The organism is Rhodovarius crocodyli (assembly GCF_004005855.1).
GTDB classification, from domain to species: domain Bacteria; phylum Pseudomonadota; class Alphaproteobacteria; order Acetobacterales; family Acetobacteraceae; genus Rhodovarius; species Rhodovarius crocodyli.
This window is the reverse complement of sequence record NZ_SACL01000001.1, coordinates 599,589-611,902: the sequence shown is the minus strand read 5'-3', so window position 1 is coordinate 611,902 and position 12,314 is coordinate 599,589. Positions and strand designations below refer to the sequence as shown.

21 protein-coding genes and 1 tRNA gene are annotated in these 12,314 nt (G+C 67.4%); 15 read left to right on the top strand and 7 right to left on the bottom strand.

The features are described from left to right. The first annotated feature begins 250 nt into the window (after positions 1–250). The gene (locus tag EOD42_RS02935; protein ID WP_127785737.1) at positions 251–547 is read left to right on the top strand and encodes a hypothetical protein; all 297 of its coding nucleotides are present in this window, start codon (positions 251–253) and stop codon (positions 545–547) included. Here EOD42_RS02935 and EOD42_RS25765 read toward each other — a convergent pair. Beyond that, positions 535–705: a hypothetical protein gene (locus EOD42_RS25765; protein WP_164867750.1), complete on the bottom strand. Its 171-nt coding sequence runs from the start codon at positions 703–705 to the stop codon at positions 535–537. The two genes, EOD42_RS02935 and EOD42_RS25765, sit on opposite strands and share 13 nt — an antisense overlap. Between EOD42_RS25765 and EOD42_RS02930 the strand changes: the two genes are divergently transcribed. Both EOD42_RS02930 and EOD42_RS02925 read left to right on the top strand, forming a co-directional pair. Then, the gene (locus EOD42_RS02930) at positions 699–1,070 is read left to right on the top strand and encodes a hypothetical protein (RefSeq protein ID WP_127785735.1); all 372 of its coding nucleotides are present in this window, start codon (positions 699–701) and stop codon (positions 1,068–1,070) included. The genes EOD42_RS25765 and EOD42_RS02930 overlap by 7 nt on opposite strands. A gap of 88 nt (positions 1,071–1,158) precedes the next feature. Further along, a complete protein-coding gene (locus EOD42_RS02925; protein ID WP_127785733.1) occupies positions 1,159–1,548 on the top strand; it encodes a hypothetical protein in 390 nt (129 codons plus the stop codon). A gap of 5 nt (positions 1,549–1,553) precedes the next feature. Here EOD42_RS02925 and EOD42_RS02920 read toward each other — a convergent pair whose 3' ends face one another. Continuing rightward, positions 1,554–1,862 (bottom strand): hypothetical protein, encoded by a 309-nt coding sequence (locus EOD42_RS02920; protein WP_127785731.1) that lies wholly within the window; start codon positions 1,860–1,862, stop codon positions 1,554–1,556. Positions 1,863–1,948: 86 nt separating this feature from the next. Between EOD42_RS02920 and EOD42_RS02915 the strand changes: the two genes are divergently transcribed. From EOD42_RS02915 to EOD42_RS02870, 11 genes are all read left to right on the top strand, one after another. Continuing rightward, positions 1,949–2,716, top strand: a complete 768-nt coding sequence (locus EOD42_RS02915; RefSeq protein ID WP_127785729.1) for a LexA family transcriptional regulator — start codon at positions 1,949–1,951, stop codon at positions 2,714–2,716. Between the two features lie 94 nt (positions 2,717–2,810). Next, positions 2,811–3,254, top strand: a complete 444-nt coding sequence (locus EOD42_RS02910; RefSeq protein ID WP_127785727.1) for a hypothetical protein — start codon at positions 2,811–2,813, stop codon at positions 3,252–3,254. Beyond that, the gene (locus EOD42_RS02905; protein ID WP_127785725.1) at positions 3,251–3,517 is read left to right on the top strand and encodes a hypothetical protein; all 267 of its coding nucleotides are present in this window, start codon (positions 3,251–3,253) and stop codon (positions 3,515–3,517) included. The genes EOD42_RS02910 and EOD42_RS02905 overlap by 4 nt, the downstream gene beginning before the upstream one ends. After that, complete coding sequence (locus EOD42_RS02900; protein ID WP_240654942.1) at positions 3,517–4,065, top strand: 3'-5' exonuclease; 549 nt, start codon at positions 3,517–3,519, stop codon at positions 4,063–4,065. Before EOD42_RS02905 ends, EOD42_RS02900 begins: the two co-directional genes overlap by 1 nt. Further along, entirely contained in the window at positions 4,058–4,204 is a 147-nt protein-coding gene (locus EOD42_RS25760; RefSeq protein WP_164867749.1) for a hypothetical protein, read from the top strand. Before EOD42_RS02900 ends, EOD42_RS25760 begins: the two co-directional genes overlap by 8 nt. A gap of 31 nt (positions 4,205–4,235) precedes the next feature. Further along, positions 4,236–4,523, top strand: a complete 288-nt coding sequence (locus EOD42_RS02895; RefSeq protein ID WP_127785721.1) for a hypothetical protein — start codon at positions 4,236–4,238, stop codon at positions 4,521–4,523. A 12-nt stretch (positions 4,524–4,535) separates the two neighbouring features. Then, the gene (locus EOD42_RS02890; protein ID WP_127785719.1) at positions 4,536–5,039 is read left to right on the top strand and encodes a hypothetical protein; all 504 of its coding nucleotides are present in this window, start codon (positions 4,536–4,538) and stop codon (positions 5,037–5,039) included. Beyond that, entirely contained in the window at positions 5,036–5,437 is a 402-nt protein-coding gene (locus EOD42_RS02885) for a DUF4326 domain-containing protein (RefSeq protein ID WP_127785717.1), read from the top strand. The genes EOD42_RS02890 and EOD42_RS02885 overlap by 4 nt, the downstream gene beginning before the upstream one ends. Further along, positions 5,434–5,799: a hypothetical protein gene (locus EOD42_RS02880; RefSeq protein ID WP_127785715.1), complete on the top strand. Its 366-nt coding sequence runs from the start codon at positions 5,434–5,436 to the stop codon at positions 5,797–5,799. The genes EOD42_RS02885 and EOD42_RS02880 overlap by 4 nt, the downstream gene beginning before the upstream one ends. Positions 5,800–5,826: 27 nt before the next feature. Then, positions 5,827–6,786 (top strand): DUF2303 family protein, encoded by a 960-nt coding sequence (locus EOD42_RS02875; RefSeq protein ID WP_127785713.1) that lies wholly within the window; start codon positions 5,827–5,829, stop codon positions 6,784–6,786. A 5-nt stretch (positions 6,787–6,791) separates the two neighbouring features. After that, positions 6,792–7,139, top strand: coding sequence for a hypothetical protein (locus tag EOD42_RS02870; RefSeq protein ID WP_127785711.1), 348 nt, complete (start codon positions 6,792–6,794; stop codon positions 7,137–7,139). A gap of 192 nt (positions 7,140–7,331) precedes the next feature. On the opposite strand, the gene EOD42_RS02860 is transcribed toward EOD42_RS02870, so the two are convergent. The 4 genes from EOD42_RS02860 to EOD42_RS02845 form a co-directional block, all read right to left on the bottom strand. After that, a complete protein-coding gene (locus tag EOD42_RS02860) occupies positions 7,332–8,708 on the bottom strand; it encodes a site-specific integrase (protein ID WP_127785708.1) in 1,377 nt (458 codons plus the stop codon). Positions 8,709–8,860: 152 nt separating this feature from the next. Next, positions 8,861–8,934: transfer RNA gene (locus EOD42_RS02855), tRNA-Pro, on the bottom strand. Positions 8,935–8,984: 50 nt separating this feature from the next. Continuing rightward, positions 8,985–10,109 (bottom strand): N-methyl-L-tryptophan oxidase, encoded by a 1,125-nt coding sequence (solA, locus tag EOD42_RS02850; protein WP_127785706.1) that lies wholly within the window; start codon positions 10,107–10,109, stop codon positions 8,985–8,987. A 10-nt stretch (positions 10,110–10,119) separates the two neighbouring features. Continuing rightward, the gene (locus EOD42_RS02845) at positions 10,120–10,839 is read right to left on the bottom strand and encodes an isochorismatase family protein (protein ID WP_127785704.1); all 720 of its coding nucleotides are present in this window, start codon (positions 10,837–10,839) and stop codon (positions 10,120–10,122) included. A 100-nt stretch (positions 10,840–10,939) separates the two neighbouring features. On the opposite strand from EOD42_RS02845, the gene EOD42_RS02840 reads away from it, so the two are divergent. Beyond that, on the top strand, positions 10,940–11,833 hold the full coding sequence (locus tag EOD42_RS02840) for a LysR family transcriptional regulator (RefSeq protein ID WP_127785702.1): 894 nt from the start codon (positions 10,940–10,942) through the stop codon (positions 11,831–11,833). Here the strand turns inward: EOD42_RS02840 and EOD42_RS02835 are convergent. Beyond that, positions 11,814–12,308, bottom strand: a complete 495-nt coding sequence (locus EOD42_RS02835) for a DUF192 domain-containing protein (protein ID WP_127785700.1) — start codon at positions 12,306–12,308, stop codon at positions 11,814–11,816. The two genes, EOD42_RS02840 and EOD42_RS02835, sit on opposite strands and share 20 nt — an antisense overlap. Between the last annotated feature and the right edge of the window lie 6 nt (positions 12,309–12,314).

The window sequence follows — 12,314 nt, the reverse complement described above, 5'->3', positions numbered from 1 at the left end:
TCCGGCTCGGGCCCCGGGACACCCATGAAGCGCGGCCCGAACTCCGGATCGCGCGACCACAGCGCATAGGCACCCGTGCCCCAGTCGCGGATCAAGTAGAGGAGCGGCGCCAGCTCGGTTTGGGCGCGGTAGCGATCAGGCATGCCGGCAGGCTGGCGCGGTTCGGCAGAAGGTGAGCGGGGGCAGTTTTGGACACAGGGAGACAGGACGGATGACATCACGACACCTCATGGTGAGGGGTAGCTGACCGATGGAGATCACTGCCATTGCCTGGAAGTTCGCGCGGCCCATCACCGACTGGGTCGTAGGGATCGCGACGATCGGCAGGATCAGACGGCGGATGATGGAGATGGAAAGCGCAAGCACGCACCCGCTGCGCTGCACGGCGTGCCACAACAACCTCAAGGTCACGCGCATCGAGGATATTGACGGCTTCTCCGGCGGCCTCTGGGGTGAGCGCCTGACGCTGACCTGCGAAACGCCCGGCTGCGCCTTCACGGAGCGGACGCGGAACATCCCCTTCCCCAACGCACGTCATGTTCCGTGATCCAGATCGAGGAGCCGCTTTTCCAGCGAAGCGCCAGCTTCGCGCGAAATCGGATTCGCCAGGCCCAACTGCATGGCCATGGCCCGCGCCAGCATCAGCCGGGTGCGGCGCTGTTCTTCGATCAGCTCTTTCAGAAGGGGGATGAGTTCCGATGACATCACGACACCTCATGGTGCTGGCGGCGGGGATGCTGCTGACGGGGGCGGCAAGGGCGGAACTCGACTTCCCGACGCGGCCTGCGCCGGGAACCATCGCCCTTGCCATGACGATCTCTGCCGCAACCGCTGTCGCAGCGAGATGCGAGGGCCAACAGAAGGCCGGAGCCGAACAGATGCTTGAGGCCCTGCAGGCAAGGGCGGCAGAGATGGCACCCGAGCAACGCGGGTACGTCTCCGGCTACACAATGGCAAACTTCCTTGCCGACCTCATGAATGGAGCAAGCCGCGAGCAACGTCGCGCCGGATGCCGCGAGGCCTTGGCTCGGCTTGGACACGCCCAAACATCCGGCATGCGGAGAGAATGACATCACGCCGCCCGCCCCGTCCGCGCCAGCATCAGCCGGGTGCGGCGCTGTTCTTCGATCAGCTCTTTCAGAAGGGGGATGAGTTCCGATGACATCACGACACCTCATGGTGCTGGCGGCGGGGATGCTGCTGACGGGGGCGGGAGTGGCCAAGGGACAGAGCGAACCGGCCCCCCTGCTCCCCTCGTTTGGAAATCGGGATTCCGTCCGCTTCGCCCAGAGCTACGCGGCCGCGGCGGAGGTGTGGCAGTTCTGCCGGGTCTCGGCGGACAGAGACGCCGCTGAAGCCCTGCTGCGCAGGCTTCGAGCGAACCTCACCACAATGGCGGGCGACCAGCAGGCGTATGTCGCCGGCTATGTATTTGCTCGGGTTGAGGCGACGCTGGGACGCCTTCTCGATGCCGAAAGCCGCGCGAGCGAATGTAGCGCCGCACTTACTCGTCTTGGACGCGCAGAGATGCACAGGAGTAGTCAGTGACAACATCAAGCCACCTCGCGGGCAGCGTCCGCATGCCGAGGCGGGCGCCCGCGCGGCCGGTGCCGCGGGCCATCAACGACAGTTTGCGGATCGGGGCGGGCCACGCCATCAGGCCAAGGCTCGCCGTCAGGCCAATTTGCAGACAGCCAGCTCATAGAGCGCTGCCAGATGCGCACCGTAAGGCTGCCGCCAATGGCAACCCTCTCAAGGCTTCGCCCATCGTTCATCAACAGCGTGGAAAGCGTCGCACGGGCGATACCCTTTGCTGCGCAATAGGCGTCAGCGCATCGGATCAGGTCGGCTTCGAGCGTCATGCGGGCAATATGCGGATATTTCCCCGCATTTGGCAACGGGGAAGTTACCGCATGCTATCAATGTTCGTCTGCGGGTAAATTCCCGCATGGTCGAGACTGAACTGCTGAAGCGGATCGACGCGCGGCTCAAGGAATTGAAGCTGAGCGATCGCAAAGCCAGCCTCAAAGCCGAGGCGGGCGTGGATTTCGTGCGCGACATCCGGCGCCGCGGGCATAGCCCCAATGCAGCCAAGCTCGCGCGACTGGCCAGGGTGCTCGGGGTGACGCCAGCCTTCCTACTGGAAGCGAACGAAGCCGCAGTTCCACAGCCAATGCTCCAGCCCCGTTTCGCCATGCGCCAGATCCAGGTGAAGGGCGAAGTACAGGCCGGAATTTGGCGTGAAGCTTTGGAATGGCCAACCAGCGAATGGTCTGGCATTACTGTTCCGATGGACAATGATTTTCCAGGCGTAGAGAAGTTCGGCTTGCTGGTTCGCGGCGAGAGTATGAACAAACTCTATCCTGACGGCACCATTGTCGTTGTGGTCCGCTTCGCCGACATCGGCCGCCCGCCTCACCCTGGCGAGAGGGTTGTGGTGCTTCGCCGCCAACCCGGCGGCTCAGCCTTCGAGGCGACGCTGAAGGAATACGAGCGGGACACCCGCGGCAGGCATCTGCTTTGGCCCCGGAGCACAGAACCCGAGTTCCAAACCCCCTTCATCCTTGAGGCTAGCCCCGTGAATGTCGGGAACGGAGATGAGCAGTTGCCGGGGGAGATAAAGGCGGGCGTCAGCATGTCGGATGGCGAGGACCTGGTGATCCTCGCACTCGTGACGGACAGCATACGCAGGGAGCCGCGAATCGGACGACGATAGATATGCGGTAACTTCCCCGCATTAATTCTTGACGCGGTAACTTCCCCGCATATGATGCCCCTCAGCCGCCCACCCGGGTGGCTTGGAGGCATCCATGCTCGACACCCCCGCGCCCATCGCGCATTCGCCTGAGCTCACCCGGCCCCAGGCCCATACCGGCCACGTCGCCGCCGACGCGCCCCCGGCGCGCCGCCGCGATCCCGCCGCCCTGCACGCCACCATCACCGCCGGGCGCTACGCGCTGCTGCGCATGGCGATGGAGGCGCGGAAGGCCCTTTGCCACCGGCCTGAAGCGAACCTGCTCTCGGCCGTGGATGGCGCGCTGGCAGAGCTGGACCGCGGGGAGCCGCAGCAGAACGCCTATCCGGGCCTGCTGGCCCTGGACGCCCGCATCACCACCCGCCAGCTGGCCCTGTTGGTGCTGGAGGTGACGCGCACCATCCCCGAGGACCAGCGCACGCCCAGCATGCGCGCCGCCCTGGCCGATGCCGCCGGCATCGCCGCGGATGCCCTGCGACTGCCGGACGCCGCCGCATGACCCGCGCGTATGAGGCGATCGACAAGATCCGCAGCGAGGTGACCACGGATTACGCAGGCCACCAGCCCAGCGCCGTGGAGCTGTCCCGGCTGCGGTCCAGCCTGCACGCGCTGCGCGCCGCCGCCAGCCACATCTGCGATGCCCTGCCGCTGTCTCACTGCACGCCGGAGCTGCTGCAGGCCGAGAGCGCCATCCTGCTGGCGGCCACCGCGGAGGTTCAGGCCTTCCGCCGGCGCCACCCGCTGGGGCGGAGGGCTGCGTGATGCACGTCATGCTCGACCTGGAAACCCTCAGCACCCGGCCGAACGCCGCCATCATCGCCATCGGCGCCGTGGCGTTCGACCCGCAGCGGATGGAGGTGCTGAGCACCTTCGAGGCGCGGATCCGGCCGGACAGCGCCGACAGCCTGGGCGGCCATGTGGACATGGACACTGTGTCCTGGTGGATGCGCCAGCCGGATGCGGTTCGCGCGCAATGGGACGACGAAGGCGCCCAGTTCGGGAACGCCCTATCCCAACTCCACACATGGCTGCGGGGCAATCAGCACGGCCCGCTTAGCGCCCTGTGGGGCAACGGTGCCGCATTCGACAATGTGGTGCTGGCCGAGGCCTTCCGTGCCTGGGCCATGATCCGCCCCTGGTCCTACAAGCAGGACCGCTGTTACCGCACCCTGCGCGCGCTGCTTCCGCACATCGAGGAACCGCCCTTTGAGGGCGAGCGCCACACCGCCCTGGCCGACGCCCTGCACCAGGCCAAGCACTGCATGCGCCTGCTGGCGGCGCTCCGCACGGAGGCCCAGCCCAATGCGTAGCGGCTGCACCCACCTGTTCGGCCTCAGCTGGAGCCCCAGCCACCACGCCCGCGCCATGCGTCGCCGCCGCCGGCGCCGCCTGATCCGCCGCGTGACCCGCATCGGCGCCTGCCTGGCGCTGCTGGCCCTGCTGGCCTGACCCCCCACCACCCCATCCGCAGGAGCATCCCATGCTCAACCTGACCCACCACCAGCGCGCCGAGGCGCGGGCAGCCCTGGGCCTGCCCGCGCCGGGCAACACCACCACCCGCAACCGCATGGCCGTGGCCCCCGACGCGCCGGGCAAGCTCAACACCTGGCACGGCCTGGTGGCGTGCGGCGCCGCCGAGCTGCCGGACGCCGAGGGCGCGCAGGCCGAGGTGTTCCGCCTGACCCAGGCCGGCGCCCTGGCCGTGCTGCAGCCGGGCGAAAGCCTGTGCCCGCAGGAGTTCCCCGACGCGCCCGCGGCAGCGGCCTGAGGGGAGGCGGACATGTTCATCTTCCCGCCCTTCCTCCGCGCCGTGGTGCTGGCCGAATTGATGCGCTGCCACGCCAATGCGCGTGACCCGGACGAGGTGATCCCGACCCGGGATGGCCGCCCCTATCTGCGCCGCTGGCACATCACGCCGCGCGGCCAGGGGCCTGCGGTGTATCTGCACCACTTCCTGGCCAGCGATGATGACCGCGCCCAGCACGACCACCCGTGGCCCAGCCTGGGGATGCTGCTGCTCGGCAACTACTACGAGCACACCCCGCTGGACCACGAACCGGTCTTTCGCGCGACCGGCGACGTGATCTTCCGCGCGCCGGAACACACCCACCGCGTGGAGCTGGAGCGGGACACCCTGACCGGCCAGGAGCTGGAGGTGTGGACGCTGTTCATGGTCGGCCCGCGGGTGCGGCCCTGGGGCTTCCACTGCCCGCAGGGGTGGGTGCCCTGGCAGGAGTTTACCCAGCCCGGCGAGGATGGGCGCAGCGTGGGGTGCGGGGCATGACCGACGCCCCCAGCCGCGTCCAGCTCAGCCGGGCCCATGGTTGGCGGAAGCCGCCGAACACCACTGTCGTTGCCCGGCCGACACGATGGGGCAACCCGTACCGGGTGGTGGTCTGCGGCCATTCTGCGGATGACGGCTCGCCTCGCTTCGCTGGACGGCACGACTGGGAAGTGAATTACCCGAGCCATGCCACCCGGCGCGAAGCCGCCGAGCGGGCGGTGTCGTGCTTCCGCGAGAAGTTCGCGGCCGGACTCATCACACGCTGCTGCCCGGGCGACCTGCACCAGCTGCGCGGCCGCAACCTCGCCTGCTGGTGCCCCCTCGATCAGCCCTGCCACGCCGATGTGCTGCTGGAGCTGGCCAATCCCACCACCCCAACCCCGGAGGCCGCGCCGTGAGCGCATCCCAAAGCGACCCGAACACCCTGAATTCCTTCGCCATCGCCCTCGCCACTTTCGAGGACGGCCGCTTGAACCGCGACCTCACCAAGATCCAGGAGGAGGTGCTGGAGGCGATCGTGGAGGCCGCAGGCCTCAACGGCGGCAAGGCCAAGGGGGAGATCACCATCGCCCTGACCTACAAGGCCGAAGGCGGCGTGATGCAGATCACGGGCGACATCAAGACCAAGACGCCGAAGCTGGCCCGCGGCCACAGCGTGTTCTGGCTGACCCCTGAGAACAAGCTGTCCACTCGGAACCCGCGCCAGGCGGACCTCCCCTTCAGCGATGTGACCGTGCCACGCGCGCACGGCCTCGCCTGACCTTTCCCACCACCACAGGAGCCAACCATGGCCAATCCTCCGAACACCGGCAGCGCTGTGCTGCGGGCTGCCAGCGCAGGCGACGCCAGCGCGATCATCGAGACCATGAAGGAACTGCACGGCGCCAAGCTGCTGGACGTGCCCGGCGGGCACGACGGCGAGGCTGCCCGCCAGGTCCTGCTGGTGCCAAACGGATTCAGGCTGGAGAGCCCGAAGCGCTACCTCGACGAGTACCGCACGGCCCCCGAGCGCCGGAAGGGCACGGCTGTGCTGACCGACCTCGACAGCTTCATCCAGCACGCCAACCGCTTCCGCGATGGCGACAGCGTGGTGTTCGCGCATCGGGACGAGGACAAGCCCAGCATGACCAGCGTGCTGGACTATCACCGCCAGAAGGCCGAGGGCGCCCCGCGCTTCGGCGAGCATCGCGGCACCTATGCCTTCCCGCTCTCCGAGGCTTGGCAGGCCTGGGCCAAGGTGGACGGCGAGCCCATGGGCCAGCCCGAATTCGCTGCGTTCATCGAGGAGCGGGTCATGGACATCGTGATCCCGCCGACCGATGGCCGCAACGACGCAGGCGCGCTTGCGCTGGATCTGCTGGGCACCGTGGGCGGCGAGTTCGCCGGGCCGCAGAAGATGCTGGAGATCAGCCGTGGCCTGAAGCTCAACGAGAATTCGGAGGTGCAGAACGCCCAGAACCTGCAGAGCGGCGAAGTGCAGCTCGTGTTCAAGACGCAGCACACCGACGCGCTGGGGCAGCCGCTGAAGGTGCCCAGCATGTTCATTGTGCAGGCGCCCGTCTTCGAGGGCGGCGCGGCCTACAAGATGCCAGTCCGCATCCGCTACCGCACCAGCCACGGCCGCATCACCTGGACCATGGCGCGTTACCGGCCGGACCTCATCTTCTTCCACGCCTTCGACCAGGCGGCGGAGAGGGTGAAGAAGGAGACCGAGCTGCCGCTGTTCATGGGCTCGGCGGAGCGCTGATCGCCATGCCGATTCGCGCCGAGAACCGGAAGCGTTATCCGGCCGAATGGCCGGCCATCAGCCTGCGCATCCGGCGCGATCGCGCGGCCTGGCGCTGCGAACATACCGACCAGCACGGCGAGCGCTGCTTCGCCGTTCATGGCCAGCCTCACCCTATCACCGGCAGCAAGGTGGTACTGACCGTGGCCCACCTGGACCACACGCCGGAACATTGTGACGAAAGCAACCTGCGCGCCATGTGCCAGCGCTGCCACAACATTTATGACGCCCCCATGCGCCGCGCCGGCATTCAGCAGCGAGCCCGCGCTGCGCTGGCTTTGGCAGAATTGGATTTGGAGGTGAGTGATGCCTGATGGCAGCACCGTCCCACCCAACCTCTCACGCGAGGCGGCCGTGGAATGGCTGCACGCCCAGGGCTTCACGCATTTCAGTGTGTCAACGCTGGAGAAGGCGGCCCATAGGGGCGATGGCCCGCCCCGGATGCAGATTGGCCGCTTCGTGTACTACCCGGTGACTGGCCTTCGTGAGTGGCTGACCAAGCTGATTCAGGAAGGCTCCAGGCCTCGCAGGCGCCGGCGCCGCGGCGAGCCCTTAGACTGACCCGCCTTTCGCACGATCCGAACCTCGGCGAAGGGCTCGTCAAAGCCCCAGTTTTCCCGGCTCACGGGCTTGCCCAGCTGCTTCTCGATCTCCGCGAACAGCAGGTCAGCCCATAGGTCCAGGGCCGCGCGCCGCTGCACCCACATTTCACTTCGCTGATAGACGGCCATCACGCCAGGCAGTGTGGCGCTTGCCTTGTGGTTCAGCAGCTTGTCCACCACCACAGCATCCACGCCATGGTCGGCCAGCACGGAAACACCCGTGCGGCGGAAATCATGCAGCCCACCCTCTGGTAGGCCCGCCAGCTCTCGCATGGACGAAATCAGGTCCGTCCAGCCGCTGACCTTGCGGCCGGCGCGGCCGCTGAAGATGTAGTCGGTCTCCGGGGTGGTGCGGGTCGAGCGGCGCGGCAGCCAGCGCAGCAGAGCCAGGGCAGGGCCCGACAGCGGCACCAGGTGCTCACGACGCGATTTGTTGGTGATGGTGACCTGGCGCCAATGCGGGCCGAGCTGCGCGGCGTCCAGCAGCAGATCCTGATCACGCAGGGCGGCGGCCTCCCCGCGCCGAGCCAGCGTCAGGATGATGAACCGCAGGAGCGCGCCACGGCGGCCGAGATGGCCTGCCGCGATCCATGCTGCGGCCGTCTGTTCCAGGGAGTGATAGTAGCTCCGGCTCTTGGGGGCGCCCCGCACAGTGAGCTTTGCCGGCCAGTCCACGCGGATGCCCTTCAGGACCAGCTCTGTCTGCGCGAATTCGATGAAGCGCACGAACAGGGTACGCAGGTTCCGCGCCAGGTTGGGGGACGCCTGCTGGTTGATGAGGGCCTGGAAACGCGCGCCGTCATAGCTCTGGACCGACTTGCCCTGCATGTCTGGCCGCAGCACCTTCCGTTCCAGCCGCAGCAGTTCGCGCTCATGGGCGCCGGCCTGGCCCTGGGTGACGCGGGCCTGCATCTCCGCCTCTGTCCGGGTCCGCCAGCTGTCCAGCAGATCAACCAGCGGCATGCCGCCCGCGGCTTCCTGCCTGGCTTTCGCCGCGCGGGCTTCATTCTCCGCCTCGAAGTCCCGCCCCTGGCGGCCGGCGGCGCGATGCTCCATCGCCAGGTCACGCGCGACATCAGGAACAAGAGAGGGCCAGTCGCCCAGGGTCACCCACTTGTTTTGCTGGCCGCCCCGGATGTTGAGCTTGACCACATAGGTGATGCGGCCGCCAATTGAGCGGCGCACGCCGAATCCTGGGACTTTATCGTCCCAGTAAATCTCTCGCTTCTCAGGCTTGGGCAGCCTGTCCAAATCTTCGAGAGCCCGCTTGCTGATACGCATCCGATTCCGTTGCCAGACAGGAGGCCAGAGGAAATCTGGCTACCGACTGGCTATCGGTTGACCCGAAACAGAGGGAGAACGCAAGCCATTTGGGGCAACGGAGGGAAAACGGGCGAAAACGCGGAAACCCGCGGAAAACTACCAAACGGGTATCGGGGCGGCGGGATTCGAACCCACGACCTCCTGTACCCAAAACAGGCGCGCTACCAGGCTGCGCCACACCCCGGACTGGCGCGCAACCTAGGTGCGTGGGCGGGTATGCGCAAGCGCAGGTCTTTACCTTAATCTCAGGAAGTCGATGTTGTGTGCCGTCTTGCCATCATCAGTGCTGAGGTCGGCCAATATTTCACCTATGACTGAGCAGAACTTGTATCCGTGCCCTGAGCATGGGGAGGCCAGCACCACCTGCGGGTGGGCGGGGTGATGGTCCAGGATGAAATCTTCATCGGGTGTGTTCGTGAAGATACAGCTGCGCAACGCCATGGTCGGGCCGTTGCCCGCCGGGAAGTAGCGCGCTGAAAACGCGCGCAACAGCGCCTCATCCGCCGCATCCACGTCGCGGCGCATCGCCTCGGCGGGCATGGTCTCGTTCAAATGGTGATAGCGGCCGAACTTGAAGCCGGGCACCTCGACCTCGGGGAAGCCGTAGTAGCGGCCTTCCTCGACCTCCAGGTTGAAGACCGGGAAGACCTCGGGGCGGAACAGCGCGGGTTCGCTCGGCTGCAGCCAGGCCAGCACCTGGCGTTCCGGCACCGCCTTGTCCGCCAGCAGCGGGGCGAGATCGGCCATCCAGGCCCCCGCCGTCAGAACCAGCCGCCCGGCCTGGTAGCGGCCCTTATCGGTGGTGACCGTCACGCCCTCTCCGGTGCCGGAGGCTTCCCAGCGCAGCACGCGCTCCCTCGCATGGATTTCGGCCCCCGCGGCATGGGCGGCGGCGACATGGGCGATGATGGCCTTTTCGCTCATGACATAGCCACCCTCGGGCTGCAGCAGCCCCAGGTGATCCTTGGGCAGCCGGTAGCCGGGGAAGCGGGCGTTGATCTCCGCCCCGGTCAGCACCTCATGCGGCAGGTCGTGCTGGCGCGCGGCGTCCAGCGCGCCGTGGAACACGCGGCTGCCTTCGGGGCCGGCGTCGAGAGAGCCGTGCGTGTGCAGCACCCGCGCGCCCGTCGCGGCCTCCAGCTCCCGCCACAGCGCGTAGGCGCGCCTGAGCAGCGGCACATAGGCCGGGCTTTCGTAATAGGGCAGGCGGATGATGCGCGTGACGCCGTGGGATGAACCCATGCCGTGCGGGATGTCGAAGCGTTCGAGCCCCAGCACCTTGAGGCCACGGCGCGCCAGCTGCCACAGGGTGGCGCTGCCCATGCCGCCCACCCCCACCACGATCACGTCATAGGCCATCAGCCGGTCCTTATTCGGCGGCGGCGCGCCGTGCGTTCAGCCCGTCGAGATAGGCGATGCAGGCGTCCGTCGGTTCCACGTCGCCGAATTTCGCATCAAGGTCGAACAGGTTCCAGGCCACCGCCCCGGGAATACGGTCGCCCACGCATTCGCGCGCGATGATGGTGCGGAATCCGTCGGCGATGCCGTCGCACACCGTCTCCCGGACGCAGGCGGAGGCGGTGACGCCGGTGACGATGATGGTGTCCACCCCGGCGGCGCGCAGATAGCCCGCCAGATAGGTGCCGTGGAAGGCGCTGGCGCGCTTCTTCAGCAGCACCTGTTCCCCGGCGATAGGCTCGATCCGGCTGTCGATCGCCCACAGTTCAGGCTGGTCCATCCGCACCACTTCGATCGGGATCTTCTTCTGCCACAGGCCCATGTCGGTAAAGGGCGTGTCCATGTCGGTGATCTGGTAGGCGGTGGTGATGTGGACCACCGGCAGCGCGTTGCGGCGGAAGGCGGCCAGCAGCTTCTGCACGTTCGGCATCACCCGGTCGTCCATTTCCTCGCAGGTGAAGGGGTTGCCCGGGCGGGTCCAGGCATTGGCGAGGTCCACATTGATCAGCGCGGGGCGGCTGCCGAAGCCGATGCGGCGCTGGAAGCCGCGCTTCGCGTAGATCTGCCGCGCGCGCTCAAAGGCGGCTTCGAGCGTGGCATTCAGTTCCTTGTCGAACAGGGCGTCGGTCATGATGGCTCTCCGGTTTGGTGGGGCCATCCTGGACTGCGGCGGGCAGGGCTGAGAAATACTGAATATGGCTCGATTGATGCCTGCCATGGTATGAGTGGCCATGCTGCGCTTTGATCTCCGCCATCTTCGCTGCTTCCTGCAGGTCGCGCAGGAGCTGCATTTCTCCCGCGCGGCGGAACGGCTGCACATGGCCCAGCCGGCGTTGAGCCGCACCATCCGTGAGCTGGAGGCCGAGGTCGGCACCGCCCTGTTCCAGCGCAGCACCCGCCAGGTGTCGTTGACCGTGGCGGGGGAGGCGTTCCTCAAGGAATGCCGCGCGGGCCTCGCGCAGATCGAGCGCGGCGTGGCCAAGGCGCGCCGCGTGGCCGAGGGCACGAGCGGGGAGCTGCGGGTGGCCTACATGGATTTCGCCATCAATGGCCGCCTGCCCGAGCTGGTGCGGCTGTTCCGCGAACGCCACCCCGAAATCCGGCTGGAACTGCACTACATGCCCACCAGCCGCCAGCAGGCCGCCCTGCTGGAACGGCGCATCGACATCGGCTTCATGCTGGACGGCATGGGCAGCGAGGTGATGACGAGCTACCCGCTGGCCGAGGACAGCTATGTTGCCCTTCTGCCCGCCACGCACCGGCTGGCGGATGTGCCGGGCCTGACCCTGTCGGCACTGGCGCAGGAACCCTTCGTCATCGGCACCGGGGATGACTGGTTCGGCTATCGCGAAACGATCTTCGCCATGTGCCGCCAGCGCGGCTTCTTCCCCGACATCATCCAGGAAGCGTCCAGCAGCCAGGGCATTTTCGGCCTGGTCGCGGCGGGGGCGGGGGTCAGCGTCTATTCCAGCTGCGTGCGCAACGTGCAGCGCCGCGGCATCGTGGTGCGGGAACTCGACGACGTGCGCGCCGCCATATCCATCCGCGCGGTGTGGGAGAGGGAACATCCCTCACCCACGGTGCAGCGCTTCGCTGAGTTCCTGCTCAGCGTGTGGGGGCGTTGAAGATCCGCTGCTCCACCCGGTCGCCGGGGCGCAGGTTCAGCCGTTCGGCGGTGCCGGCGGCCAGTTCCAGCGTGGCGCGCACCGGCCCGCGGCTGGCGATGGTATCGAGGCTGAGCGGCGTCGTGCGCTCCGCGATGCGCAGGATGCGCCCTTCCTGGGTGATGAACACCATGTCGAGGCTGGAGATGGTGTTGCGCATCCACATCATCGACTCGCGCGGGGCGCCCCAGTCGAACAGCATGCCGCCATTGGGCGCGACGCTCGGGCGGAACATCAGGCCGATGGTCTGGTGCCCGGCATCGATCGCCATCTCCACCCGGAATTCGTGGCGGGTGCCGTCACGGGTGATGATGGTCAGCGGTTCTTCCGGCAGGGTGGGCTGCGGGCGGTCCACACCCGGCTGGGCGGATGCCGGGTTCAGCAGGGCGGGGCTGGCGGCAAGGGCCAGGAGGAAAGGCAGGGCGCGGCGCTTCATGCCCCC